General features: G+C 58.2%; 20 protein-coding genes and 2 tRNA genes. 18 read left to right on the top strand and 4 right to left on the bottom strand.

Going from position 1 to position 24,082, the window contains the following annotated elements:
• The first annotated feature begins 2 nt into the window (after positions 1-2).
• The gene (gene greA / locus CIB54_RS08735; protein WP_065952218.1) at positions 3-479 is read left to right on the top strand and encodes a transcription elongation factor GreA; all 477 of its coding nucleotides are present in this window, start codon (positions 3-5) and stop codon (positions 477-479) included.
• Positions 480-507: 28 nt separating this feature from the next.
• The gene (locus CIB54_RS08730; protein WP_101219536.1) at positions 508-912 is read left to right on the top strand and encodes an MFS transporter; all 405 of its coding nucleotides are present in this window, start codon (positions 508-510) and stop codon (positions 910-912) included.
• A gap of 9 nt (positions 913-921) precedes the next feature.
• On the opposite strand, the gene CIB54_RS08725 is transcribed toward CIB54_RS08730, so the two are convergent.
• Positions 922-1,230: a YhbY family RNA-binding protein gene (locus CIB54_RS08725; RefSeq protein WP_003176146.1), complete on the bottom strand. Its 309-nt coding sequence runs from the start codon at positions 1,228-1,230 to the stop codon at positions 922-924.
• 106 nt (positions 1,231-1,336) lie between these two features.
• Here CIB54_RS08725 and rlmE point away from each other — a divergent pair, with 106 nt between their 5' ends.
• From rlmE to CIB54_RS08645, 16 genes are all read left to right on the top strand, one after another.
• A complete protein-coding gene (rlmE, locus tag CIB54_RS08720) occupies positions 1,337-1,987 on the top strand; it encodes a 23S rRNA (uridine(2552)-2'-O)-methyltransferase RlmE (RefSeq protein WP_065892263.1) in 651 nt (216 codons plus the stop codon).
• A gap of 200 nt (positions 1,988-2,187) precedes the next feature.
• Complete coding sequence (gene ftsH / locus CIB54_RS08715) at positions 2,188-4,098, top strand: ATP-dependent zinc metalloprotease FtsH (RefSeq protein WP_057725015.1); 1,911 nt, start codon at positions 2,188-2,190, stop codon at positions 4,096-4,098.
• An 8-nt stretch (positions 4,099-4,106) separates the two neighbouring features.
• On the top strand, positions 4,107-4,958 hold the full coding sequence (folP, locus tag CIB54_RS08710; RefSeq protein ID WP_101219534.1) for a dihydropteroate synthase: 852 nt from the start codon (positions 4,107-4,109) through the stop codon (positions 4,956-4,958).
• A gap of 16 nt (positions 4,959-4,974) precedes the next feature.
• On the top strand, positions 4,975-6,312 hold the full coding sequence (gene glmM, locus CIB54_RS08705) for a phosphoglucosamine mutase (protein ID WP_101219532.1): 1,338 nt from the start codon (positions 4,975-4,977) through the stop codon (positions 6,310-6,312).
• Positions 6,313-6,378: 66 nt separating this feature from the next.
• Positions 6,379-7,134 (top strand): triose-phosphate isomerase, encoded by a 756-nt coding sequence (gene tpiA, locus CIB54_RS08700; RefSeq protein ID WP_065952179.1) that lies wholly within the window; start codon positions 6,379-6,381, stop codon positions 7,132-7,134.
• Positions 7,135-7,138: 4 nt separating this feature from the next.
• Entirely contained in the window at positions 7,139-7,522 is a 384-nt protein-coding gene (gene secG, locus CIB54_RS08695; protein WP_010206600.1) for a preprotein translocase subunit SecG, read from the top strand.
• 21 nt (positions 7,523-7,543) lie between these two features.
• Positions 7,544-7,629 (top strand) — tRNA-Leu (locus tag CIB54_RS08690).
• Between the two features lie 96 nt (positions 7,630-7,725).
• A tRNA-Met gene (locus CIB54_RS08685) sits at positions 7,726-7,802 on the top strand.
• Positions 7,803-7,942: 140 nt separating this feature from the next.
• Positions 7,943-8,401, top strand: a complete 459-nt coding sequence (gene rimP / locus CIB54_RS08680; RefSeq protein ID WP_003235029.1) for a ribosome maturation factor RimP — start codon at positions 7,943-7,945, stop codon at positions 8,399-8,401.
• A gap of 47 nt (positions 8,402-8,448) precedes the next feature.
• The gene (gene nusA, locus CIB54_RS08675; RefSeq protein ID WP_057725019.1) at positions 8,449-9,930 is read left to right on the top strand and encodes a transcription termination factor NusA; all 1,482 of its coding nucleotides are present in this window, start codon (positions 8,449-8,451) and stop codon (positions 9,928-9,930) included.
• 27 nt (positions 9,931-9,957) lie between these two features.
• Positions 9,958-12,474, top strand: a complete 2,517-nt coding sequence (gene infB, locus CIB54_RS08670) for a translation initiation factor IF-2 (RefSeq protein ID WP_101219531.1) — start codon at positions 9,958-9,960, stop codon at positions 12,472-12,474.
• A 159-nt stretch (positions 12,475-12,633) separates the two neighbouring features.
• Positions 12,634-13,029, top strand: coding sequence for a 30S ribosome-binding factor RbfA (gene rbfA / locus CIB54_RS08665; RefSeq protein ID WP_065883945.1), 396 nt, complete (start codon positions 12,634-12,636; stop codon positions 13,027-13,029).
• Between the two features lie 3 nt (positions 13,030-13,032).
• Entirely contained in the window at positions 13,033-13,950 is a 918-nt protein-coding gene (truB, locus tag CIB54_RS08660; protein ID WP_003176136.1) for a tRNA pseudouridine(55) synthase TruB, read from the top strand.
• Between the two features lie 115 nt (positions 13,951-14,065).
• Positions 14,066-14,335 (top strand): 30S ribosomal protein S15, encoded by a 270-nt coding sequence (gene rpsO, locus CIB54_RS08655; RefSeq protein ID WP_003176135.1) that lies wholly within the window; start codon positions 14,066-14,068, stop codon positions 14,333-14,335.
• Positions 14,336-14,529: 194 nt separating this feature from the next.
• Positions 14,530-16,635 carry a polyribonucleotide nucleotidyltransferase gene (pnp, locus tag CIB54_RS08650; RefSeq protein ID WP_049711495.1) on the top strand — a complete coding sequence of 702 codons (2,106 nt, stop codon included), beginning with the start codon at positions 14,530-14,532 and terminating at the stop codon, positions 16,633-16,635.
• Positions 16,636-16,930: 295 nt separating this feature from the next.
• Entirely contained in the window at positions 16,931-17,551 is a 621-nt protein-coding gene (locus CIB54_RS08645; protein ID WP_065952181.1) for a BON domain-containing protein, read from the top strand.
• Between the two features lie 572 nt (positions 17,552-18,123).
• Here the strand turns inward: CIB54_RS08645 and CIB54_RS08640 are convergent.
• The 3 genes from CIB54_RS08640 to pgi all read right to left on the bottom strand — a co-directional run bounded on the left by CIB54_RS08640 (position 18,124) and on the right by pgi (position 23,935).
• Positions 18,124-21,057, bottom strand: a complete 2,934-nt coding sequence (locus CIB54_RS08640; protein WP_101219529.1) for a DUF748 domain-containing protein — start codon at positions 21,055-21,057, stop codon at positions 18,124-18,126.
• Between the two features lie 88 nt (positions 21,058-21,145).
• Positions 21,146-22,162, bottom strand: coding sequence for a class I SAM-dependent rRNA methyltransferase (locus CIB54_RS08635; RefSeq protein WP_101219527.1), 1,017 nt, complete (start codon positions 22,160-22,162; stop codon positions 21,146-21,148).
• 108 nt (positions 22,163-22,270) lie between these two features.
• On the bottom strand, positions 22,271-23,935 hold the full coding sequence (pgi, locus tag CIB54_RS08630; RefSeq protein WP_065952184.1) for a glucose-6-phosphate isomerase: 1,665 nt from the start codon (positions 23,933-23,935) through the stop codon (positions 22,271-22,273).
• Between the last annotated feature and the right edge of the window lie 147 nt (positions 23,936-24,082).

The following is a 24,082-nucleotide window of genomic DNA, read 5'->3' as shown; positions in this document are numbered from 1 at the left end:
GCATAACCAAATACCCGATGACCGTTCAGGGCGCTCGCGCCCTGGAAGAGGAGCACGCCCATCTGACCAAAGTCGTACGTCCAAAGCTGAGCCAGGACATCGGTACGGCCCGCGAGTTGGGTGACTTGAAGGAAAACGCCGAATACCACGCTGCTCGCGAGCAGCAGGGTATGGTCGAGGCGCGGATCCGTGATATCGAAGGCCGCATGCAGAATGCGGTGATCATCGACGTCACGACCATCCCGCATACCGGCAAGGTGATTTTTGGCACGACCGTGGAAATCGCCAACGTCGAGACCGATGAAAGCGTGACCTACCAGATCGTGGGCGAGGACGAGGCTGACTTCAAGAAAGGCAAGATCTCTGTCGGCTCACCGATTGCCCGTGCCTTGATTGCCAAGGAAGAGGGCGACGTGGTTGCCGTGAAAACGCCGAGCGGCGTGATCGAGTACGAGATTGTCGAAGTTCGTCACATCTGAAAGACGGCGCCCGCTTCGTGCGGGCGCCATGCTTTGGCAGCTTTCCCAGATGCTTTGGGTGGGTGGCCTGTGGTTGTTGCACATTGGCGTGTTGCCGGTGCTGGGCCTGATTGGCCTGGCACCGCTGCTGATCGATGAGATCGACGGATTGCTCAGTACGTTGCTGGTGGCTTTTGCGGCGGCGTGCGTGACGCTCCAGGCATGGGTGCTGGTCAGGGCCGAAGGCTTGGGGAGTTTGTGGCGGGATATTCGCGGCCAACTGCTACTGATGGCGCTGTATGCGTGTGCAATGTATTGCGTTGTGCATGTCTGGCTGCCGCAAGCGTTGCGCTGGCAGCTATTCAGCTATCTTGTGCTAGGGTTCTCCGGCCTGGTGCTGGTTGTACAGCCCGCACCGGGATGGAGTGGCGGGGCGCGCGAAGCACGCCCTTGACCCTTTTCATCACTTGAAGCGATGAACGTTCGACAGTTGCTTGTTGACGCTGAAGTTCTTGCGGTACAGCAGCGCCATCTTGCCGATAACCTGGACCAGGTCCGCCTTGCCCACCTTGCACAGTTCTGCAACGGCGGCCAGGCGCGCTTCGCGATCAAGGATATTGACCTTGATCTTGATCAGTTCATGATCATTGAGTGCGCGTTCGAATTCGGCTAACACACCTTCAGTCAAACCGTTGTCTGCCACAATCAGAACTGGTTTCAGATGGTGGCCAATGGATTTGTACTGTTTCTTCTGCTCTTGAGTGAGCGGCATAATCTGACCCCTGCGTCTGATCTTGTAAAAAGCGGCGGCCAGTTTACCCGAGCGAGTCCGGGACCGCCCAGTTAATCACGACCCGTTTTATTTTTCGAGGTGGCCCGTGGCCCGTTCCAAAACCAGCCTTAAATGGCTACAAGAGCATTTCAACGATCCTTACGTCAAAAAGGCGCAGAAGGACGGCTACCGTTCCCGGGCCAGCTACAAGTTGCTGGAGATCCAGGACAAGGACAAATTGATCCGTCCCGGCATGAGCGTTATTGACCTGGGTGCGGCCCCGGGTGGCTGGTCCCAGGTGACCAGTCGTCTGATTGGTGGGCAGGGCCGCTTGATCGCTTCAGACATCCTGGAGATGGACAGCATCCCGGATGTGACCTTTGTTCATGGTGATTTCACCCAGGACACTGTGCTCGCAGAGATTCTTGAGGCGGTGGGAAATTCGCAGGTAGACCTTGTGATTTCCGACATGGCCCCCAATATGAGTGGATTACCGGCCGTCGATATGCCGCGTGCCATGTTCCTGTGTGAACTGGCGCTGGATCTGGCGGGTCGGGTACTGCGTCCTGGTGGTGATTTCCTGGTGAAAGTCTTCCAGGGCGAAGGGTTTGACGAGTACCACAAGAACATCCGCAAGCTGTTCGATAAGGTGCAAACACGCAAGCCTGACTCTTCCCGGGACAGGTCTCGGGAGCAATACCTGCTCTGCCGCGGCTTTCGCGGCGTTGAAGGCGCGGCGAGCGAAGAGCGTTTTTGAGAGATTCGAGGAGGGCGATAGGTTTTTTTATATCGCTTTCGTCATGAAGCTTTACGATTATTGTGTAGTCAAAGTTTCACAAAGGGTTACAGACGGCGCCTGCCAGTGTTGTAGGTAATGTAGTAAGTTAGGCCGGTGAATATCATGCGAAGCGCGCGCCAGTAGCGGAGCTTGCTTCAGAGGGTAGTTAATTGAACGATATGGCAAAGAATCTGATCCTGTGGTTGATCATCGCGGCTGTCCTGGTGACGGTGATGAACAACTTCTCCAGCCCTAACGAGCCGCAGACCCTCAACTATTCCGACTTCATCCAGCAAGTTAAGGATGGCAAGGTCGAGCGCGTAGCGGTTGATGGCTACGTGATTACCGGCAAGCGTATTGATGGCGACAGCTTCAAGACCATTCGTCCGGCCATTCAGGACAACGGTCTGATCGGCGACCTGGTGGACAACAAGGTCGTTGTGGAAGGCAAGCAGCCTGAGCAGCAGAGCATCTGGACCCAGCTCCTGGTGGCCAGCTTCCCGATCCTGGTGATTATTGCCGTGTTCATGTTCTTCATGCGCCAGATGCAAGGGGGTGCGGGAGGCAAGGGCGGGCCGATGAGCTTTGGCAAGAGCAAGGCACGCCTGCTCTCTGAGGACCAGGTGAAAACTACCCTGGCTGATGTCGCCGGTTGCGACGAAGCCAAGGAAGAAGTGGGTGAGCTGGTCGAGTTCCTGCGTGATCCGGGCAAGTTCCAGCGCCTGGGCGGGCGCATTCCTCGTGGCGTACTGATGGTCGGCCCGCCGGGTACCGGTAAAACCTTGCTGGCCAAGGCGATTGCCGGCGAAGCCAAGGTGCCGTTCTTCACCATTTCCGGTTCTGACTTTGTCGAGATGTTCGTCGGTGTCGGTGCCAGCCGTGTTCGCGATATGTTCGAACAGGCCAAGAAGCACGCGCCATGCATCATCTTCATTGACGAAATCGATGCCGTTGGTCGCCATCGTGGCGCCGGCATGGGTGGCGGTCATGACGAGCGTGAGCAGACCCTCAACCAGTTACTGGTGGAGATGGACGGTTTCGAGATGAATGACGGCATCATCGTCATCGCCGCAACCAACCGTCCGGACGTACTGGACCCTGCGCTGCTGCGTCCAGGCCGTTTTGACCGCCAGGTGGTGGTGGGCTTGCCGGACATCCGCGGTCGCGAACAGATCCTTAAAGTACACATGCGTAAAGTGCCGATGGGCGACGACGTGGCCCCGGCCGTGATTGCCCGTGGTACGCCAGGCTTCTCCGGTGCTGACCTGGCCAACCTGGTCAACGAGGCTTCGTTGTTTGCGGCCCGTACCGGCAAGCGCATCGTTGAAATGAAAGAGTTCGAGTTGGCCAAGGACAAGATCATGATGGGCGCCGAGCGCAAATCCATGGTCATGTCCGAGAAGGAAAAGCAGAACACTGCGTATCACGAAGCGGGTCACGCCATCGTGGGTCGTGTTGTGCCTGAGCACGACCCGGTCTACAAGGTGTCGATCATTCCGCGCGGTCGTGCCTTGGGTGTGACGATGTTCCTGCCGGAAGAGGATCGTTACAGCCTCTCCAAGCGCGCACTGATCAGCCAGATCTGTTCGCTTTACGGCGGTCGGATTGCGGAAGAGATGACGCTGGGCTTCGACGGTGTCACCACCGGCGCTTCCAACGACATCATGCGCGCCAGCCAGATCGCACGGAATATGGTGACCAAGTGGGGCCTGTCGGAAAAACTCGGTCCCTTGATGTATGCCGAGGAAGAAGGCGAGGTGTTCCTGGGACGCGGCGGTGGCGGTCAAAGTGCCAGTTTTTCGGGCGAGACAGCCAAGCTGATCGACTCCGAGGTGCGCAGCATCATTGATCAATGCTACGGCACGGCCAAGCAGATCCTCACCGACAACCGCGACAAGCTGGACGCGATGGCTGATGCGCTGATGAAATACGAGACCATTGATGCCGATCAGATCGACGACATCATGGCGGGGCGCACGCCTCGTGAGCCTCGCGATTGGGAAGGTGGTTCAGGTACCTCGGGCACTCCGCCAGTGGTGCAGAATGAACGTCCTGAAGCTCCAATCGGCGGCCCGGCAGCTGACCATTAAGGTTTGAAATGATTTCTGCGTCGTCCTCCACCCGGTTGCTTTGCGGCAACCGGGTTCTTGATTTGGCCCATACGCATGTCATGGGCATTCTTAATGTCACTCCCGATTCGTTTTCCGATGGCGGCCGCTTCAGCCAGCAGGATGCCGCGTTGCGTCATGCGCAGGCGATGGTGGCTGCCGGCGCGACGTTGATCGATATCGGCGGCGAGTCGACTCGGCCGGGTGCCCGCGTTGTTTCTCCTGTGGAGGAACTGGAGCGCGTGGCGCCGATTGTCGAGCGCATTGCGCGCGAGCTGGATGTGATCATCTCGGTGGACACGTCAACGCCAGCGGTGATGCGTGAAACTGCACGCTTGGGGGCGGGCCTGATTAATGATGTGCGTTCGTTGCGGCGTGACGGTGCCCTCGACGCCGCTGCAGCGACCGGCCTGCCCGTGTGTCTGATGCATATGCTGGGTGAACCCGGCAATATGCAGGATAATCCGCACTACGACGACCTGGTTGGCGAGGTCAGTAGCTTTCTTGCTGACAGAATCGCCCAGTGCGCGTCAGTGGGTATTGGCGCTGAAAAGATCATTCTCGATCCGGGGTTTGGCTTCGCCAAGACCCTGCAACATAATCTAAGCCTGTTCAAGCATATGGAAGCCCTGCACGCCCTTGGCCGGCCTCTTCTGGTCGGTGTTTCGCGCAAGAGCATGATAGGGCAGGCCCTGAATCGCCCGGTCGGTGAGCGCTTGTTTGGCGGCCTCGCGCTGGCTGCGCTTGCTATGACCAAGGGCGCGCGTATTTTGCGTGTGCATGATGTCGCCGAGACGGTGGACGTGGTGCGCATGATTGCCGCTGTTGAATCAGCCGAATAAGAATGATGGAGCACTCATGACTAAAAAATATTTTGGCACCGACGGTATCCGTGGTCGGGTCGGCGAATACCCGATTACCCCTGATTTCATGCTCAAGTTGGGTTGGGCGGCAGGCATGGCGTTCCGCAGCATGGGTGCGTGCCGCATCCTGGTGGGCAAGGACACGCGTATTTCGGGCTACATGTTTGAATCCGCGCTGGAAGCGGGGTTGTCCGCTGCGGGCGCCGACGTGATGCTGCTGGGCCCCATGCCCACACCGGCGATCGCCTACCTGACGCGTACCTTTCATGCTCAAGCCGGTATCGTGATCAGTGCCTCGCACAATCCGCACGATGACAATGGCATCAAGTTTTTCTCGGGGCAGGGCACCAAGTTGCCTGACGAGATCGAGCTGATGATCGAAGAGTTGCTGGATGCGCCTATGACCGTGGTCGAGTCCAGCAAACTGGGCAAGGTGTCGCGTATCAATGATGCCTCCGGTCGCTACATCGAATTCTGTAAGAGCAGCGTGCCGAGCAGCACCAATTTTGCCGGGCTGAAAATCGTCGTCGATTGTGCCCACGGAGCGACGTACAAGGTGGCGCCGAGTGTATTCAAGGAACTCGGTGCGCAAGTCACTGTGCTGTCGGCTCAGCCTAACGGGTTGAACATCAACGACAACTGCGGTTCCACGCACATGGAGCAGTTGCAGGCGGCGGTTCTGGCCGAGCATGCAGACTTGGGCATTGCCTTTGACGGCGATGGCGACCGTGTGTTGATGGTGGATCACACTGGCATGATCGTGGATGGTGATGACCTGCTGTTCATCATTGCCCGTGACTTGCATGAGCGTAACAAGCTGCAAGGGGGTGTCGTCGGTACGCTGATGAGTAACCTGGGCCTCGAATTGGCGTTGGCTGAACTGGGGATTCCCTTCATTCGCGCCAATGTCGGTGACCGTTACGTGATCGCCGAGTTGCTGGAACGCAACTGGGTGATTGGTGGTGAAAACTCGGGGCATGTTGTTTGCTTCCAGCACACCACCACAGGCGACGCAATCATCGCCGCGCTGCAGGTGTTGCTGGCCTTGCGTCGTCGCGAAGAGAGCCTGGCGCAGGCGCGGCAGGCTCTGCGCAAGTGCCCGCAGGTGCTGCTCAATGTGCGTTTCGGCGGTGGCGAAAATCCAATCGAGCACCCCTCTGTCAAGGAAGCTTGCGAGCGTGTAACCCAGGCTATGGCTGGGCGTGGGCGCGTGTTGTTGCGCAAGTCTGGCACAGAGCCTCTGGTGCGTGTCATGGTCGAAGGCGAGGACGAAACACAGGTTCGCGGCCATGCCGAAGACCTGGCAAAACTGGTAACTGAAGTTTGCGCCTGAATTCGGCTTGCCAGTGATGATGTGGTTGGGTAACATCTGCGCCCACTTTGACCGACGGGGTACAGCATGCGTCGCACGATGGTAGCTGGTAACTGGAAGATGCACGGTACCCGCGCCAGTGTCGCTGAGCTGATCAATGGCCTTCGTCACCTGGCCTTGCCTGGCGGTGTTGATGTCGCGGTTTTCCCGCCTTTCCTGCATATCGGCCAAGTGGTTGATGGCTTGGAAGGTCAGTCGATTCAGGTCGGCGCGCAGAATTCTGCGGTGGAGCCCGCCCAAGGTGCGTTGACCGGTGAGATTGCACCGAGTCAGTTAGTTGATGCGGGTTGTGCCTATGTACTTGTTGGGCACTCCGAGCGCCGCCAGTTGATGGGTGAAAGCGATCAGACGCTCAACCGCAAGTTCGCCGCCGCACAGGCTTGTGGCTTGATTCCGGTGTTGTGCATAGGGGAAACCCTTGAGCAGCGCGAGTCGGGCAAAACGCTTGAAGTTGTCTCGCGTCAGCTGGGCAGCATCATCGAGGAGCTGGGTGTTGGTGCGTTTGCAAAGGCAGTAATTGCTTACGAGCCGGTCTGGGCCATTGGTACCGGGCTGACTGCTACACCGCAACAGGCGCAGGATGTGCACGCCGCCATCCGCGCCCAGTTGGCGGCAGAGAATTCTGAAGTCGCACAAGGTGTGCGGCTTCTATACGGCGGCAGCGTGAAGGCGGCCAATGCGGTCGAACTGTTCGGCATGCCGGATATCGATGGGGGGCTCATTGGTGGAGCTTCCCTGAATGCAGATGAGTTCGGTGCGATCTGTCGCGCCGCGGGAAACTGAAAAAATGCTGGAAACAGTCGTAGTCGTTTTTCATCTGTTGGCTGCCCTGGGCGTAGTTGCCCTGGTTTTGTTGCAACAGGGTAAAGGTGCGGATGCTGGTGCGTCTTTCGGTGCAGGTGCTTCAAATACTGTGTTCGGAAGCCAAGGTTCCTCTACCTTTCTTAGTAAGTTTACTGCTATACTTGCCGCCGGTTTCTTCATAACCAGCTTGGGGTTAGGTTACTTTGCTAAAGAGAAGGCTCATGTGCTGACTCAAGTAGGTTTGCCAAACCCAGCAGTGTTGGAAGTACCAAAAGCAAAACCGGCTTCTGATGATGTCCCGGTGCTTCAAGAGCAAAAGTCGGCTACTCCAGCGACTGACGTGCCTCCAGCTCAAGAGCAGAAGTAAGAAGGTTGTAAACGCTGTATTGCCGAGGTGGTGGAATTGGTAGACACGCAACCTTGAGGTGGTTGTGCCCATAGGGTGTAGGGGTTCGAGTCCCCTTCTCGGTACCAATTATCAGGAGAGCCCGCTGTTGCGGGCTTTCTTGTAGGTGGAAGGTTACATTGACCCTGTAAGGGATCGGTCGTATACTTCCGCCCCAGCTTTGTCGCGGGGTGGAGCAGTCTGGTAGCTCGTCGGGCTCATAACCCGAAGGTCGTCGGTTCAAATCCGGCCCCCGCAACCAGTTTTAGCGGAGCCCCTTTTAAGGGGCTTTTTGTTAGCTGGACACTTTCAACGCCGCTGTTCGACGGCGTTTCAAGGATGGGCGTTTCGCCCATTTTTTTATTTTGCACAGCATGCACATACATGCACGAGGGGGTTCAGGTGTCGAGCAAGCTAGAAGAGTTGCAGGCCTTGCTGGCCCCGGTGGTCGTGGCCCTAGGCTATGAATGCTGGGGTATTGAGTTTTCGGCTCAAGGTCGCCACTCAATGTTGCGCGTTTATATCGATAAAGAGGGCGGCGTGCTGGTGGACGATTGTGCAATTGTCAGCCGTCAGATCAGCGGTGTCCTGGATGTTGAAGATCCGATTTCCGTTGAATACACCCTTGAAGTTTCCTCGCCAGGCATGGAACGCCCACTGTTCACTATTGATCAGTTTGCAAAATTTGCCGGTGAACAAGTGAAGATCAAGCTGCGCTCCCCATTCGAAGGGCGACGCAACTTTCAGGGCCTTCTGCGCGGTGTAGAAGAGCAGGATGTCGTGGTGCAGGTAGAAGACCATGAGTTCCTGTTGCCGATCGATATGATCGACAAGGCCAACATTATTCCCAGTTTTGACTGAGACGCGGATCCCGCGGATCCAATGGCTTGCGAAAGGCGAGGCGTACGATGAGCAAAGAAGTACTGCTGGTTGTTGAGTCGGTATCCAATGAAAAAGGCGTACCGGCAAACGTGATTTTTGAAGCGCTGGAGCTGGCCCTGGCCACTGCTACCAAAAAGCGTTTTGAAGATGAAGTTGATCTGCGTGTGGAAATCAACCGCCACACCGGTGCCTATGAGACTTTCCGTCGCTGGACGGTCGTCGAAGAAGCCGATCTTGATGATCCGGCGATTGAGACCTGGCCAAGCAAGGTTGCGCAAACGCACCCTGGCGCCAACGTCGGTGATGTCGTCGAAGAAAAGATCGAATCGATCGAGTTCGGCCGTATCGCTGCACAGACCGCCAAGCAGGTCATTGTGCAGAAGGTTCGCGAAGCCGAGCGTGCTCAAGTCGTTGACGCCTATCGCGAACGCCTGGGTGAAATCATCTCCGGTACCGTGAAAAAAGTGACCCGCGACAACGTGATCGTCGACCTGGGCAACAACGCCGAAGCGTTGCTGGCCCGTGAAGACATCATCTCTCGCGAAACTTTCCGTGTAGGCGTGCGCTTGCGTGCGCTGCTCAAGGAAATCCGCACCGAGAACCGCGGCCCTCAGTTGATCCTGTCGCGTACCGCGCCGGAAATGCTGATCGAGCTGTTCCGTATCGAAGTGCCGGAAATCGCCGAAGGCCTGATCGAAGTCATGGCTGCGTCCCGCGACCCGGGTTCGCGCGCCAAGATCGCGGTCCGCTCCAAGGACAAACGCATCGACCCGCAGGGCGCTTGCATTGGTATGCGCGGTTCGCGCGTCCAGGCAGTGTCGGGCGAATTGGGCGGTGAGCGTGTGGACATCGTCCTGTGGGACGATAACCCGGCGCAGTTCGTGATCAACGCCATGTCGCCGGCTGAAGTGGCGGCAATTATCGTTGACGAAGATGCCCATGCAATGGACATCGCCGTTGGCGCAGACAATCTGGCTCAGGCCATTGGTCGTGGTGGTCAGAACGTGCGTCTGGCCAGCCAACTGACCGGTTGGACCCTGAACGTGATGACCGAATCGGACATCCAGGCTAAGCAGCAAGCTGAAACCGGTGACATCCTGCGCAACTTTATCGAAGAGCTGGAAGTCGATGAAGACCTGGCGCAGGTGCTGGTAGATGAAGGCTTCACCAGCCTGGAAGAGATTGCCTACGTACCGTTGGAAGAAATGCTCAACATCGACGGCTTTGACGAAGACACCGTCAACGAGCTTCGCGCTCGGGCCAAGGATCGTTTGTTGACTAAAGCCATCGCTACTGAGGAAAAGCTGGCAGACGCCCATCCGGCCGAAGACCTGCTCTCGCTTGAGGGTATGGACAAGGATTTGGCGATGGAACTGGCGGTGCGCGGCGTAATTACCCGCGAAGACCTGGCCGAGCAGTCTATTGACGATCTGCTCGACATCGACGGCATTGACGAAGATCGTGCCGGCAAGTTGATCATGGCCGCCCGAGCCCATTGGTTCGAGTAATTAGGCGCGGCCTGAGGAGAGAAGTGCATGACGCAAGTCACGGTGAAACAACTGGCCGATGAGGTCAAAACACCGGTAGAGCGCCTGTTGCAGCAGATGCGTGAGGCAGGTCTGCCGCACACCGCCGCCGAGGAACATGTGAGCGACAGTGAGAAGCAGTCTTTGCTGACTCACTTGAAAAGCAGCCACAAGGCGAAAGTGGAAGAACCGCGCAAGATTACATTGCAGCGCAAAACTACCAGCACCCTGCGTGTTGCAGGTAGCAAGAGCATCAGCGTTGAAGTACGCAAGAAGAAAGTCTTCGTACAGCGCAGCCCGGAAGAAATCGAAGCCGAGCGCAAACGCGAGCTGGATGAACGTCGCGCAGTAGAAAATGCTGCTCGTCAGAAGGCTGAAGAAGAAGCCAAGCGTCGCGCCGAAGAAGAAGCGCGTCGCCAGCCTGCTGCTGCGCAAACTGCCAGCACTGAGGCGGTCGCCGCTCCTGTTGAAGCGGTGCGTGAGGCTGCTCCGGTGGCTGCCGCACCTGCTCCAGCAGCAGACGCCCGCAAGCGCGACGAACCTCGTCGTCCGGACAAACCACGTGCCGACGATAACAATCGTCGCGGTGGTGGCGGTGATGGCGAGCGTAAAAACGCTCCGCATCGCGCCTCGGTCAAAGAGAAAGCGCCTGCGCCACGCGTTGCCCCACGTACCACCGACGAAGAAAGCGACAGCTTCCGTCGTGGTGGTCGCGGCAAGGCCAAGCTGAAAAAACGCAACGCCCACGGTTTCCAGAGCCCAACCGGCCCTGTCGTGCGTGATGTGCAGATCGGCGAGACCATCACCGTTGGCGATCTCGCCAACCAGATGTCGGTCAAGGCTGCTGAAATCATCAAGTTCATGTTCAAACTGGGTACCCCAGCGACCATCAACCAGGTGCTTGATCAGGAAACTGCTCAACTGGTAGCCGAAGAACTGGGCCACAAAGTGACCCTGGTCAGCGACACCGCCCTGGAAGATTCCCTGGCCGAGTCCCTGAAGTTTGAAGGTGAGACGTTCTCCCGTGCGCCAGTTGTGACCGTAATGGGCCACGTTGACCACGGTAAGACGTCGCTGCTCGACTACATCCGTCGTGCCAAGGTAGCTGCTGGCGAAGCCGGTGGTATCACCCAGCACATCGGTGCGTACCACGTTGAAACCGAGCGCGGCATGGTCACGTTCCTCGACACCCCGGGTCACGCCGCGTTTACCGCAATGCGCGCCCGTGGTGCCAAGGCGACCGACATCGTGATCCTGGTCGTTGCAGCGGACGACGGCGTAATGCCGCAGACCATTGAAGCTGTCCAGCACGCCAAGGCCGCTGGTGTTCCACTGGTGGTTGCAGTGAACAAGATCGACAAGCCGGGCGCCGATCTTGATCGCATCCGTAGCGAATTGTCGGTTCACGGCGTGACTTCCGAAGAGTGGGGCGGTGATACGCCGTTCGTTTCGGTCTCGGCCAAAGTCGGTACCGGTGTGGACGAACTGCTCGAAGCGGTCCTGCTGCAAGCTGAAGTACTCGAACTGAAAGCAACCCCATCGGCCCCAGGCCGCGGTGTTGTGGTTGAATCGCGTCTCGACAAGGGTCGCGGCCCGGTTGCAACCGTACTGGTTCAAGACGGTACCCTGCGTCAAGGCGACATGGTGCTGGTCGGCTCGAACTATGGCCGCGTGCGTGCCATGCTCGACGAGAACGGCAAGCCAATCAAGGAAGCCGGTCCTTCCATCCCTGTCGAGATCCTCGGCCTGGACGGTACCCCGGACGCTGGCGACGAGATGAGCGTGGTTGCCGACGAGAAGAAAGCCCGTGAAGTGGCTCTGTTCCGTCAAGGCAAGTTCCGCGAAGTCAAACTGGCTCGTGCTCACGCCGGCAAGCTGGAAAACATCTTCGAGAACATGGGCCAGGCAGAGAAGAAGACGCTCAACATCGTCCTCAAATCTGATGTACGTGGTTCCCTCGAAGCGTTGAACGGCGCCTTGAACGGCCTGGGTAACGACGAAGTGCAAGTGCGCGTTGTCGGCGGCGGTGTCGGTGGTATCACCGAATCCGATGCCAACCTGGCACTGGCTTCCAACGCTGTACTGTTCGGCTTCAACGTGCGTGCCGATGCCGGCGCTCGCAAGATTGTCGAGCAGGAAGGCCTGGACATGCGTTACTACAACGTCATCTACGACATCATCGAAGACGTCAAGAAAGCCCTTACCGGCATGCTTGGCAGCGACGTCCGGGAGAATATCCTGGGTATCGCCGAGGTGCGTGACGTGTTCCGCTCGCCGAAATTCGGCGCGATCGCCGGTTGCATGGTTATCGAAGGTACTGTGCACCGTAACCGTCCAATCCGTGTACTGCGTGAAGACATCGTTATCTTCGAAGGCGAGCTGGAATCCCTGCGCCGCTTCAAGGATGACGCTTCCGAAGTACGTGCCGGCATGGAATGCGGTATCGGCGTCAAGAGCTACAACGACGTCAAGCCTGGCGACAAGATCGAAGTCTACGAGAAGGTTCAGGTTGCTCGCAGCCTCTAACTCGCGCACTTCCGGAGCCACGTCGCGTGTGGGCATGCAGATGCCCCGCGCAGCGTACGGACTCTAAACGCAACGCCCGGTCTGGCTTTTGTCAGGCCGGGCGTTTGCCGCTTTCAGACCCCACGGGTTTCACCGTGTGGCAGTAACAGGTAACAAGACATGGCAAAAGAATACAGCCGTACCCAGCGTATCGGCGATCAGATGCAGCGCGAGCTGGCCCAACTGATCCGTCGCGAAGTCAAAGACCCGCGCGTTGGCCTGGTCACCATCACCGCTGTTGAAGTGAGCCGTGACGTGGGTCACGCCAAGATCTTCATCACCGTGATGGGCCAGGACAACAGCGAAGAGATCGCGCAAAGCATCAAGGTGCTCAACGCCGCCGCAGGTTTCCTGCGCATGCAGTTGGCCCGTGAAATGAAGTTGCGCAGCGTTCCCCAGTTGCACTTCCACTACGACGAAAGCGTCGTGCGTGGTGCGCACCTGTCGGCATTGATCGAGCGCGCCGTGGCTGAAGACAGCCAGCATCCGTCCACACCTGAAGACGCCAAGGAGTAAGCGGTGGCTCAGGTCAAACGTATCCGCCGTAACGTCAGTGGCATCATTCTGCTCGACAAGCCCATTGGTTTTACCTCCAATGCCGCGTTGCAGAAAGTCCGCTGGCTGCTCAACGCCGAGAAGGCCGGGCACACCGGCAGCCTCGATCCCCTGGCCACCGGTGTACTGCCGTTGTGCTTTGGCGAGGCAACCAAGTTCTCGCAATACCTGCTCGATTCCGACAAGGGTTATGAAACCTTGATGCAACTGGGCAAGACCACCACCACGGCCGACGCCGAAGGTGATGTCCTGCAGGTTCGCGATGTGACCGTTGGTCGTGCCGATATTGAAGCTGCCTTACCCGCTTTTCGTGGGCAAATCAGCCAGATACCGCCGATGTACTCGGCGCTCAAGCGTGATGGCCAGCCACTTTACAAGCTGGCACGTGCGGGTGAAGTGGTGGAGCGCGAACCGCGTTCTGTTACTATTGCCCGGCTGGAATTGCTCGCCTGTGAAGGTGACACGGCCCGATTGGCGGTGGACTGCAGCAAAGGCACCTATATCCGTACCCTGGTGGAAGATATTGGTGAGCAACTGGGCTGTGGCGCATACGTTGCCGAACTGCGACGTACACAGGCCGGCCCTTTCACCCTGGCCCAGACGGTCACGCTGGAAGAGCTCGAAGCGGTACATGCCGAAGGCGGCAACGAAGCAGTTGATCGCTTCCTGATGCCATCGGACAGCGGTTTGCTGGATTGGCCATTGCTGCACTTCTCGGAGCACAGCGCGTTCTATTGGCTCAACGGCCAGCCGGTACGCGCACCGGATGCCCCGAAGTTCGGCATGGTGCGAGTACAGGATCATAACGGTCGCTTTATCGGTATCGGTGAAGTGAGCGAAGACGGGCGCATCGCGCCGCGTCGACTGATTCGGTCAGAATGACCGAACGAGTGTGGCTGTTAACAGGCATGGTCAACACTCATTTTTAGATACAGGGATTTGTCCCTGGCCTGTTGAAACTGCCCTCTGGGTGGTTTCCTGAAAAAAGGATTGCCTCATGGCTCTCGACGTTCAAGAAAAAGCACAAATCGTAGCTGACTATCAGCAAGCTGTTGGTGACACTGGTTCGCCAGAAGTGCAAGTTGCACTGCTGACCCACAACATCAACAAACTGCAAGGTCACTTCAAGGCCAACGGTAAAGATCACCACTCCCGTCGTGGTCTGATCCGCATGGTAAACCAGCGCCGTAAGCTGCTGGACTACCTGAAAGGCAAGGATCTGGGTCGTTATCAGGCTCTGATCGGTCGCCTGGGTCTGCGTCGCTAATCAGCGATTGCGCTAGAGGTTGGTTGTCTGTCGTGTGTCAGCGGGATTCCCGCTGATCCATGGCAGGCTCCCAGCCTCAAGTTTTATCTGGATACACGTTTTACCCTGGACAAGGGTTGGGCCGATTCCCGACGTTGCCCAAGAATTTCGCAAGAAGACAAGTTCCCCAAGAGCCACAAAGAAGGTAGGACACCGTGAACCCGGTTATCAAAAAATTCCAGTTCGGTCAGTCGACCGTTACCCTCGAGACAGGCCGTATCGCCCGTCAAGCCTCCGGCGCAGTGCTGGTCACCGTTGACGACGACGTTACCGTACTGGTGACCGTGGTTGGCGCCAAGACCGCTGACCCGAGCAAAGGCTTTTTCCCTCTGTCCGTTCACTACCAGGAAAAAACTTACGCTGCCGGTAAGATCCCTGGCGGTTTCTTCAAGCGTGAAGGCCGTCCTTCCGAGAAAGAAACCCTGACTTCCCGACTGATCGACCGTCCGATCCGTCCGCTGTTCCCAGAAGGCTTCATGAACGAAGTGCAGGTTGTCTGCACCGTCGTTTCCACCAGCAAGAAAACCGATCCGGACATCGCTGCGATGATCGGTACCTCGGCTGCCCTGGCGATTTCCGGCATTCCTTTCGACGGCCCGATCGGCGCCGCGCGCGTTGCGTTCCACGAAAGCACCGGCTACCTGCTGAACCCGACTTACGAGCAACAGAAAGCATCGAGCCTGGACATGGTCGTAGCCGGTACCTCGGAAGCCGTGTTGATGGTTGAATCGGAAGCCAAAGAGCTGACCGAAGACCAGATGCTGGGCGCCGTGCTGTTTGCTCACGACGAGTTCCAGGTTGTGATCAACGCCGTCAAGGAACTGGCTGCCGAAGCTGCCAAGCCAACCTGGACCTGGGCTCCACAGCCTGAAGCCACCGCATTGCTGGGCGCTATCCGTGCCGAGTTCGGCGACGCGATCTCCCAGGCCTACGCCATCACCGTCAAGGCCGACCGTTACGCTCGCCTGGGTGAGTTGAAGGATCAGGTTGTTGCCAAGCTGTCCGGTGAAGAAGGCCAGCCTTCTTCCAGCGAAGTCAAAGCTGCCTTCGGTGAAATCGAATACCGCACCGTTCGCGAAAACATCGTTAACGGCAAGCCACGTATCGACGGTCGCGACACCCGCACTGTACGTCCTCTGAACATCGAAGTCGGCGTGCTGCCTAAGACTCACGGTTCGGCGCTGTTCACCCGTGGTGAAACCCAGGCCCTGGTAGTCGCGACCCTGGGCACCGCCCGTGACGCACAACTGCTGGACACCCTGGAAGGCGAGAAAAAAGACCCGTTCATGCTGCACTACAACTTCCCTCCGTTCTCGGTGGGCGAGTGTGGTCGCATGGGCGGTGCTGGCCGTCGTGAAATCGGTCACGGCCGTCTGGCCCGTCGTTCGATTGCCGCGATGCTGCCGGCGGCCGACGTGTTCCCGTACACCATCCGTGTGGTGTCGGAAATCACCGAATCCAACGGTTCCAGCTCCATGGCTTCGGTTTGCGGTGCTTCCCTGGCACTGATGGACGCCGGTGTGCCGATGAAGGCACCGGTTGCCGGTATCGCCATGGGCCTGGTTAAAGAAGGCGAGAAATTCGCCATTCTGACCGACATCCTGGGCGACGAAGACCACTTGGGCGACATGGACTTCAAGGTAGCCGGTACCGCCAAAGGCGTGACCGCGCTGCAGATGGACATCAAGATCAAGGGCATCACCGAAGAGATCATGGAAATCGCCCTGGGCCAAGCCCTGGAAGCGCGCCTGAACATCCTCGGCCAGATGAACCAGATCATTGGTCAGTCGCGTACCGAGCTGTCGGAAAATGCTCCGACCATGATCGCGATGAAAATCGACACCGACAAAATCCGTGATGTCATCGGTAAAGGCGGCGCGACTATCCGTGCGATCTGTGAAGAAACCAAGGCTTCGATCGATATCGAAGACGACGGTTCGATCAAGATCTTTGGCGAAACCAAGGAAGCGGCTGAGGCTGCACGCCAGCGCGTCCTGGGTATTACCGCTGAAGCCGAGATCGGCAAGATCTACGTGGGTAAGGTTGAGCGTATCGTCGACTTCGGCGCATTCGTCAACATCCTGCCGGGCAAGGACGGTCTGGTTCACATCTCCATGCTGAGCGACGCTCGTGTTGAGAAAGTGACCGACATTCTGAAAGAAGGCCAGGAAGTGGAAGTGCTGGTGCTGGACGTGGACAACCGCGGCCGTATCAAGCTGTCCATCAAGGACGTAGCAGCAGCCAAGGCTTCGGGCGTTTAATTACCCGCAAGCGTCACGCTGAAAAAAGGACTCCTCGGAGTCCTTTTTTTATGAGCGCAAGAAAGTGAAGCAGAATCAGCTGTTTAGCCCGACCCAAAAGCCGCAACTTGCATGCAGGCATGACCAGCTTCATGCAAGTTGCACGATTCCGAAAATCTTAGTTTTCTATAACTTATTGTTTTATATGGCTTTTTTCGAGTATCACTACTTGGCACACTGCCTGCAATAACCCTGTTAGCGCTGCAGTACCAAGATTTATGTACTGCAGTCTTTTAATAAAACAGGAGTTACTCGTATGAAGAAGTTCGCTCTCGCTACTGCTACCGCTCTGACTCTGGCCATGGGTGCTAACGTAGCCTTTGCTCAGACTTCCCAAGCCCCTATGACTTTGGCGGCCGGCGAAGCCACCCAGGCTAAGGAAAGCGTTTCGGATACTTGGATCACCACCAAAGTCAAAGCTGACCTGCTGACTGAAAAAGGCATTCCAGGTTCGGACATCAAGGTTGAGACCAACAAAGGTGTGGTTTCCCTGTCCTCCGAAGTAGCCGTCTCGGACTCGCAGAAAGCGACTGCCGTAGCGATCACCAAGAGAATCAAAGGCGTGACCGCTGTATCTGCTGACGGCCTGCTGGCTGGCGGCGCTACCAAGGCTGACGGTATCGACAAAACCAAAGGTGCAGCCCATAACGCTGGCGAGGCGACTGGCGATACCTGGATCACCACTAAAGTAAAAGCGGACCTGGTTACCGAGAAAGGTATCCCTGGCACCGACATCAAGGTTGAAACCAACAAAGGCGTCGTATCCCTGTCGTCCCCAACGGCTGTAACTGCTGCGCAGAAAGAAACTGCTGTAGCGATCGCCAAGAAAATCAAAGGCGTTAAAGCTGTATCGGCCGATGGCCTGAAAGCTCAGTAACACTACAGATCGCGTCTGAACTGAATGGCGGCGGCTTAGGGTGAGTTAGATTTCCACCCAAGGCACCTCTGGAGTTCATGCGACCGACCACACGGATGTGGTCATTACAGGCTCCGGCACTTGTGTCGGGGCCTGTTCTATTTGGGGCGCGATAATTTGCCGGCCAAGCAAGGAATTGAAATGTGGGAGGAGGTTGCTCCCGATAGCGGTGTACCCGTCAACAATATCGTTGACTGACCTACCGCCATCGGGGGCAAGCCCCCTCCCACAATTGGTTGCTTGGCAACCCGATGCATCGGCGTTACCACCCGACCGTTTCCGTCTGTCTCAGATGCATAACACTTTCTAGCTTGCCGGGCGAGGAGCAAAAAAAGTGGGAGGGGGCTTGGCAACCCGATGCATCGGCGTTACCACCCGACTGTCTCCGTCTGTCCCAAATGCACGGCACTTTCTAGCTTGCCGGGCGAGGAGCAAAAAATGTGGGAGGGGGCTTGCCCCCGATGGCGGTGTATCAGTCAATTTATCACTTACTGACCTAGAGCCATCGGGAGCAAGCCCCCTCCCACATTTGGTTACTCGGCATCCAGATGCATCGGCGTCACCACCCGACCATCTTTTTCCGCCTGTCCCAGTTGCGCATCAATGAAGTACACGCGGTCGTCTTCCAGCTGAGCCTTGTCCACCAGGTAATCCTTGATGGTACTGGCCCGGTCCTGGCCGAGCTGGCGCAGAAGCACGTCACTGCCACTCCAGAACTTGATCACGCCGTCCTTGAGCCTGGCCGCGCGCTCATCATCGCCCAGGCCTTTCCATTCGGCCGGTGGCTGTTGTTTCAGGCGGGTGCGGTAAATGCCTTCCAGCAGAGGCGCTTTTTCCTTCTCGGGCACGACAAGCAATGACGCCTGGGCCGGGACTTTATCGCCGCGACGCTGCAGGATTTTGTAGTAATTGTATTGGTACTCACGCTCCAGTCGTTGCGCGGCCAGGAACGGGCCGTCACTGCTGGCCGCTGCGGTGCCTTCGATTTCCAGGCGCAGGGCAGGGCGTTCCTTGAGTGCCTTGGCCAGCGTGTTGAGGGCACCTTCGGCGTTTTTATCCAGTTCACTGGAGCCCGCCGCGAACGACACACTGCCCAGGTCTTGCGAACCGCCGCCGGTGACCAGCCCGCCGATGAACTTGAAGGGCGCCGTCGCTGCGCGGACCACGAGGTTGCGCAGGGTCTGCCACACAATCGGCATGACACTGAATTGCGGGTTGTTCAGGTCACCACTTACCGGCAGCTCGATGGAGATTTTACCGTTGCTGTCCTTGAGCAAAGCAACCGCAAGACGAATCGGCAAGTCCACGGCATCGGCGCTGTCGACTTTCTCCCCCAGTTGCAGTTGCTCGACCACCACCTTGTTTTCAGCCTTCAACTGGCCTTTGGTGATCATGTAATGCAAGTCCAGGTTCAAACGACCTTTGCGGATTCGGAAGCCCGCGAATTTGCCTGAGTACGGCGTCAGGGTGGTCAACTCGACACGTTTGAAGCTGGTCGCGATGTCCAGCGCCGCCATAGGGTCAAACGGATTCACGCTGCCCTTGATAGTCACCGGTGCATAGCGGTCCACCTTGCCCTTGATGTCGACGCTGGCCGGCCTGGCCTGGCGGCTGTCGATGGTGCCGATCTGGCCGTTGAGTTGTTGAATGGCGGTAGCGAAGTTGGGCGTGAGGCTGAAGTCGGCGAAATTGGCCGAGCCGTCGTTGATCGCGATCTGTCCGACGTGGATACCCAATGGCTTGTCTTTGCTCGCTGCCGGTTTGGCTGACGACTGGGTGCCGCCGTCGGCCGGCTGCGGGATCAGCAGGTCGTCGATGTTGGTGGTGCGGTCCTCGTTGATCATGAAGCGCGCATAGGGTTGCAGCAGGTTGACCTTGTCGATCGACAGGCTGTCGCCATGTTGGTAATTGACCCCTTCCAGCACCAGGCGCTGCCATTTGAGGAAGTCACGGGACTTGAGGGTGTCGAGCGTGTGCAACTGATCCACTTGCGCGCGGCCGGTGACTTGCAGGGTCAGCGGCTCGGTACTTTTCAGGTTGACATCCAGGTTGCTGCCCAGCATGCCGCTGCGCAGTTCCAGACGGATGAACGGGCTGACATAGGACTGCGCGACGCGCAGGTCGATGTCCTGGGTGTTCACTTTGAGCCTGGCGCTGACCGGATTCAGGTTGACCTCGCCGGTTGCCTGGATCTTGCCTTGCTTGCCCAGGCCGGTGTCGACCTTCAAGGTAAAAGGGCTCTGGTTGAGGCTGTCGAAGTTCTGCACATCGACGTTCAACGGGCCCAGCTCCAGGGCTACCGCAGGTTTGGCCTGGCGGTCAGCCAGGTGCACCTGGTAGTTGCGCAGTTGCACGTCCTTGAGCAGCACTTGCCACGGTTTGTTCGGCGCCGCCGGTGGCGCTTCAGGCGAGTCGGCAGTCGCGGGCGCGGAGGCCGGCTCCGGCGTCCTGGCCGTTTTGTCGGGTTGGCTGGCGAACAGTTTCTGCCAGTCCAGTTGTCCATCAGCCTCCCGGGCCGCCCAGGTTTCGAGTTTGTTGCTGCGGATTTTGCCAATCACCACGTGTTGCTTGGCCAGGTCCACGGTGGTCTCGCTGACGTCCAGGCGTTCCAGGCGTGCCAATGGCCGTCCATCCGGAGCCTTGATTGCAAAGGGCGCAATGCTGGCGGTGGTATTGGTCAGGTTCAGTTCGGTCTCTTTGGCCAGGCTGAATTTATAGTGGGTGCTGAAATTGAGCACACCGTCCTCAAGCACCAACGGCACGGCATCGCGTACATACGGCCACCAGGCTTTCATTTGACCGTCGGTGACTTTCAGCGAGCCTTCGGAGGTGATCGGCACCAGGCTGAAGTTGCCTTTCCAGTCGATCTGCCCGCCCTGGGGGCCAGCGGCCACCAAGGTCATGTCGGCGTTGTCTTCCGGCAAGGTGCTGAGGTTTTTCAGCTCGAAGTCGAGTTTGTCGTAGAGAAATTCGATGGGTTCGCTGGGGCGCAGGTCGCGAAAATGCACATAGCCGCCCGCCAGCTTGATGCTGTCGATACGCAGCGGGAAAGGCTTGGCGTCGGGGTCGGCGGGGGTTGGCTCGCTTGGGGGCAATTTGAACAATTGCGCCAGGTTCAACTGGCCGGATTTGTCGAAGAGCAATTCGGTCTTGGGTTGCTCGAGTTGAACATCGGCCAGGTGCAGGGCGCGGGTCCAGAGGCTGTCGATCTGCAGGTTGGCATAGAGGCGCTCGAAACCCAGCTGTTCCTTGCCCGGGTCACCGATCTTCAAGCCCCATAGCGTCAGCTCCAGGCTGAACGGGTTGAGTTCGATACGCTCGATACGCGCCGGCACCGTTGCGTAATTGGCCAACTGCTGGTTGGCAATACGAAGGGCAATGCCGGGCAGAATCAGAAAGCCCAGCAAGCTATACACAGCAAGGGCGGTCAACAAGGCGCCGATGGCGCGGATCAATCCTTTGGGCATGGGTGACAGCCATCTATGTCGAACAGGAGTGCCTTGGAGTATGGCACGTGATTTCGGTTCCGAAGAACAGCCAGGTCTGGGAAACTTCCTACAATTGCAGGATCAGGGTCTTCAGCGGAGGTTGCTGGTCTTTCGATGGAAAGTCCGCTCCCGGTGCCATGATCTGCCACTCGCGCACGGGGCGACCGGCTTTTTCCGCGCAACGCAGCACCTGTTCGCGCCAGTCATCCATGCTCACTTTCGCCAGGTTGTTGCAGCAAATGAGCACGCCATTATCGGCGGTGGCCAACAGTGCGGGCTTGAGCAGGCTTTGGTAGTCGCGCAACAGGTCGACGGTGCCGAAGGCGCTTTTGGCCCAGGCGGGCGGATCGAGCAGCACCAGGTCATACTGGCGCTGTTCCAGGCGCGGATAGCTCGGCAGTTTCTGGCCACGGCGCTGAGTGATCGCAAGGCCGGCCAATTGGCGAATGGCCGGGAAGTAATCGGACTGTACGAAGGCCATGGTCGGCAACTGCGGGTTAAGCAGACCGTTCTCGCGACCCACGGCGAGGTTGCCCTCGGCAAAGTCCAGGTTGCAGACTTCTCGTGCGCCACCGGCCGCCGCGCTCAAACCTACGCCACAGGTGTAGGCGAACAGGTTGAGCACGCTTTTACCGGCGCTGTGGTCCTTGACCCAGCCACGGGTGTTGCGCAGGTCAAGGAACAGCAGCGGGTCCTGCCCGGCATGCCGCCCACGCACACGGTAGTTGAGGCCCCATTCGTGACCGACCAGATCCTCCAGTGCGGCAGGTTCGGCGCGGTACACGCTGTCTTCACGGTCGATCCGTGAGTTGCCACGGGAGCGGTCGTTGTACACCAGCAGCAGCTCCAGGCCCATGTATTGGCTGATCAGTTGGTGCAGGTCCAGCAGATCAGCGTTTTGCAGCGATTGGTGGAAGCTTTGCACCAGCAATTGCGGGCCGTAGCGATCGATCGTCAGGCCAGCGGCGCCTTCCTGGCTGCCGTGGAACAGCCGGTAGCAATCGGTGCCTTGTGCATGCAGTTCACTGATCAGGTCTTGGCGATGGTCGAGGGCGGCGCGCAGCGCCTGGTTCAAGGAAGTCATGGAGCGCGCCTTGCTTGCGGGGGAATGAGGACAATGGGGGCGCGCAGTTTAACAGCCCCGGCCTGAACAGGCCGGGGGTTATTTCGAGGCTATCGGTTCAGTCGTTGATCAGCCGCGGTGACGACCGCGGAAGTAGTTGATCAGGCCCTGGGTCGAAGCATCTTCGGCCGAGCTTTCTTCGGCGCCGGTCAAGCGGTTATAAACGCCTTTGCCCAGCTCCTTGCCCAGCTCGACACCCCATTGGTCGAAGGCGTTGATGCCCCAGATGACGCTTTGGACGAACACTTTGTGTTCGTACATGGCCACCAGTGCGCCCAGGCGGCGTGGGCTGATGCGTTCGACCACGATAGTGTTGCTTGGACGGTTGCCCGGGATCACCTTGTGGGGTGCCAGTTTCTGCACATCGGCTTCAGGGATGCCCTTATCGCGCAGCTCCGCTTCGGCTTCGGCGCGTGTCTTGCCGAGCATCAGCGCCTGGCTCTGGGACAGGCAGTTGGCATACAGCCATTGGTGGTGGTCGGAGACCGGGTTGAAGCTGACGATCGGCACGATGAAGTCGGCCGGAATCAGTTGGGTGCCCTGATGCAGCAACTGGTGATAGGCATGCTGACCGTTGCAACCCACGCCGCCCCAGATGACCGGGCCGGTATCGGTGGCGACCGGCGTACCGTCCTGGCGCACGCTCTTGCCGTTGGACTCCATGTCCAACTGTTGCAAATGCTTGGTGATGTTACGCAGGTAGTGGTCGTACGGCAGGATCGCATGGCTCTGCGAACCCCAGAAATTGCCGTACCACACGCCCAGCAAGCCCAGCAGCACCGGCATGTTCTGTTCGAATGGCGCGTTCTGGAAATGCTGGTCCATGGTGTAGGCACCGGACAGCAGTTCCTTGAAGTTGGACATGCCGATCGCCAGGGCGATAGGCAAGCCGATCGCGGACCACAGCGAGTAACGACCACCGACCCAGTCCCACATCGGGAAGATATTCTCTTCGCGGATGCCGAACGCTACGGCCGCTGCGTTGTTGCTCGACACGGCAATAAAGTGGCGGTACAGCTCGGCTTCCGAGCCACCCTGGGCCAGGTACCAGGCGCGGGCGGCCTGGGCGTTTTTCAGGGTTTCCAGGGTGTTGAAGGATTTCGACGAAACGATAAACAGCGTGGTCTCGGCGCGCAGCTTCATGGTCAGCTCGTGGAACTCGCTGCCGTCGATGTTCGCCAGGTAGTGGCAGCGTACGCCCTTGTGGGCGTAGGACAGCAGCGCTTCGGAGACCAGTTCCGGGCCGAGGAACGAGCCACCGATGCCGATGTTCACCACGTCGGTGATCGGCTTCTCGGTGTAGCCACGCCACAGGCCGTCGTGGATACGGCCGACCAGGTCAGTGATCTGGTTCAGCACCTTGTGCACGTCGGGCATGATATTCACGCCGTTGACCGACAATTTGTCGCCAACCGGGCGACGCAGTGCGGTGTGCAGCGCCGGACGGCCTTCCGAGGAGTTGACCGGCTCGCCGGCATACAGCGCGTTGATCGCGTCTTTAAGGCCGACTTCGTTGGCCAGGCCCACCAGCAGGTCACGGGTTTCGCGGGTGATCAGGTTTTTCGAGTAATCGAGGAAAAGCCCACAGCTGCTCAGGGTGAATTCGGAAAAACGCTGGGGGTCGGCATTAAAGGCTTCGCGCATGCTGAAATCCTGCATGGCTTGGCGATGTTGATCGAGCGCTTGCCAGGCGGGCAGCGCGGTAACGTCATGAGGGGTGCGGTAGTACGCCATCGCTGCGGGTTTCCTTTTATTACGGGGACTGCCTTTAGGACACTTCAAAGCCCGGAACCTCCAGTCTTTTAACACGCGACGGGGTCCGGACAGCGCTAACCAGGAGCGCAGGGCGATTACATTAAACCTAGCGTGTCGATATGTCTT

This window comes from Pseudomonas fluorescens, from assembly GCF_002837185.1.
In the GTDB taxonomy this organism is placed as follows: domain Bacteria; phylum Pseudomonadota; class Gammaproteobacteria; order Pseudomonadales; family Pseudomonadaceae; genus Aquipseudomonas; species Aquipseudomonas fluorescens_AM.
The sequence above is the reverse complement of the archived record's forward strand: the minus strand, read 5'-3'. Positions and strand labels throughout refer to the sequence as shown.

Coding starts and splice junctions, on each gene's coding strand:
- CIB54_RS08730 (WP_101219536.1), top strand. CDS start 508: ATGCTTTGGCAGCTTTCCCAGATGCTTTGGGTGGGTGGCCTGTGGTTG.
- CIB54_RS08725 (WP_003176146.1), bottom strand. CDS start 1,230: ATGCCGCTCACTCAAGAGCAGAAGAAACAGTACAAATCCATTGGCCAC.
- ftsH (WP_057725015.1), top strand. CDS start 2,188: ATGGCAAAGAATCTGATCCTGTGGTTGATCATCGCGGCTGTCCTGGTG.
- folP (WP_101219534.1), top strand. CDS start 4,107: ATGATTTCTGCGTCGTCCTCCACCCGGTTGCTTTGCGGCAACCGGGTT.
- glmM (WP_101219532.1), top strand. CDS start 4,975: ATGACTAAAAAATATTTTGGCACCGACGGTATCCGTGGTCGGGTCGGC.
- tpiA (WP_065952179.1), top strand. CDS start 6,379: ATGCGTCGCACGATGGTAGCTGGTAACTGGAAGATGCACGGTACCCGC.
- secG (WP_010206600.1), top strand. CDS start 7,139: ATGCTGGAAACAGTCGTAGTCGTTTTTCATCTGTTGGCTGCCCTGGGC.
- nusA (WP_057725019.1), top strand. CDS start 8,449: ATGAGCAAAGAAGTACTGCTGGTTGTTGAGTCGGTATCCAATGAAAAA.
- infB (WP_101219531.1), top strand. CDS start 9,958: ATGACGCAAGTCACGGTGAAACAACTGGCCGATGAGGTCAAAACACCG.
- rbfA (WP_065883945.1), top strand. CDS start 12,634: ATGGCAAAAGAATACAGCCGTACCCAGCGTATCGGCGATCAGATGCAG.
- rpsO (WP_003176135.1), top strand. CDS start 14,066: ATGGCTCTCGACGTTCAAGAAAAAGCACAAATCGTAGCTGACTATCAG.
- CIB54_RS08645 (WP_065952181.1), top strand. CDS start 16,931: ATGAAGAAGTTCGCTCTCGCTACTGCTACCGCTCTGACTCTGGCCATG.
- CIB54_RS08640 (WP_101219529.1), bottom strand. CDS start 21,057: ATGCCCAAAGGATTGATCCGCGCCATCGGCGCCTTGTTGACCGCCCTT.
- CIB54_RS08635 (WP_101219527.1), bottom strand. CDS start 22,162: ATGACTTCCTTGAACCAGGCGCTGCGCGCCGCCCTCGACCATCGCCAA.
- pgi (WP_065952184.1), bottom strand. CDS start 23,935: ATGGCGTACTACCGCACCCCTCATGACGTTACCGCGCTGCCCGCCTGG.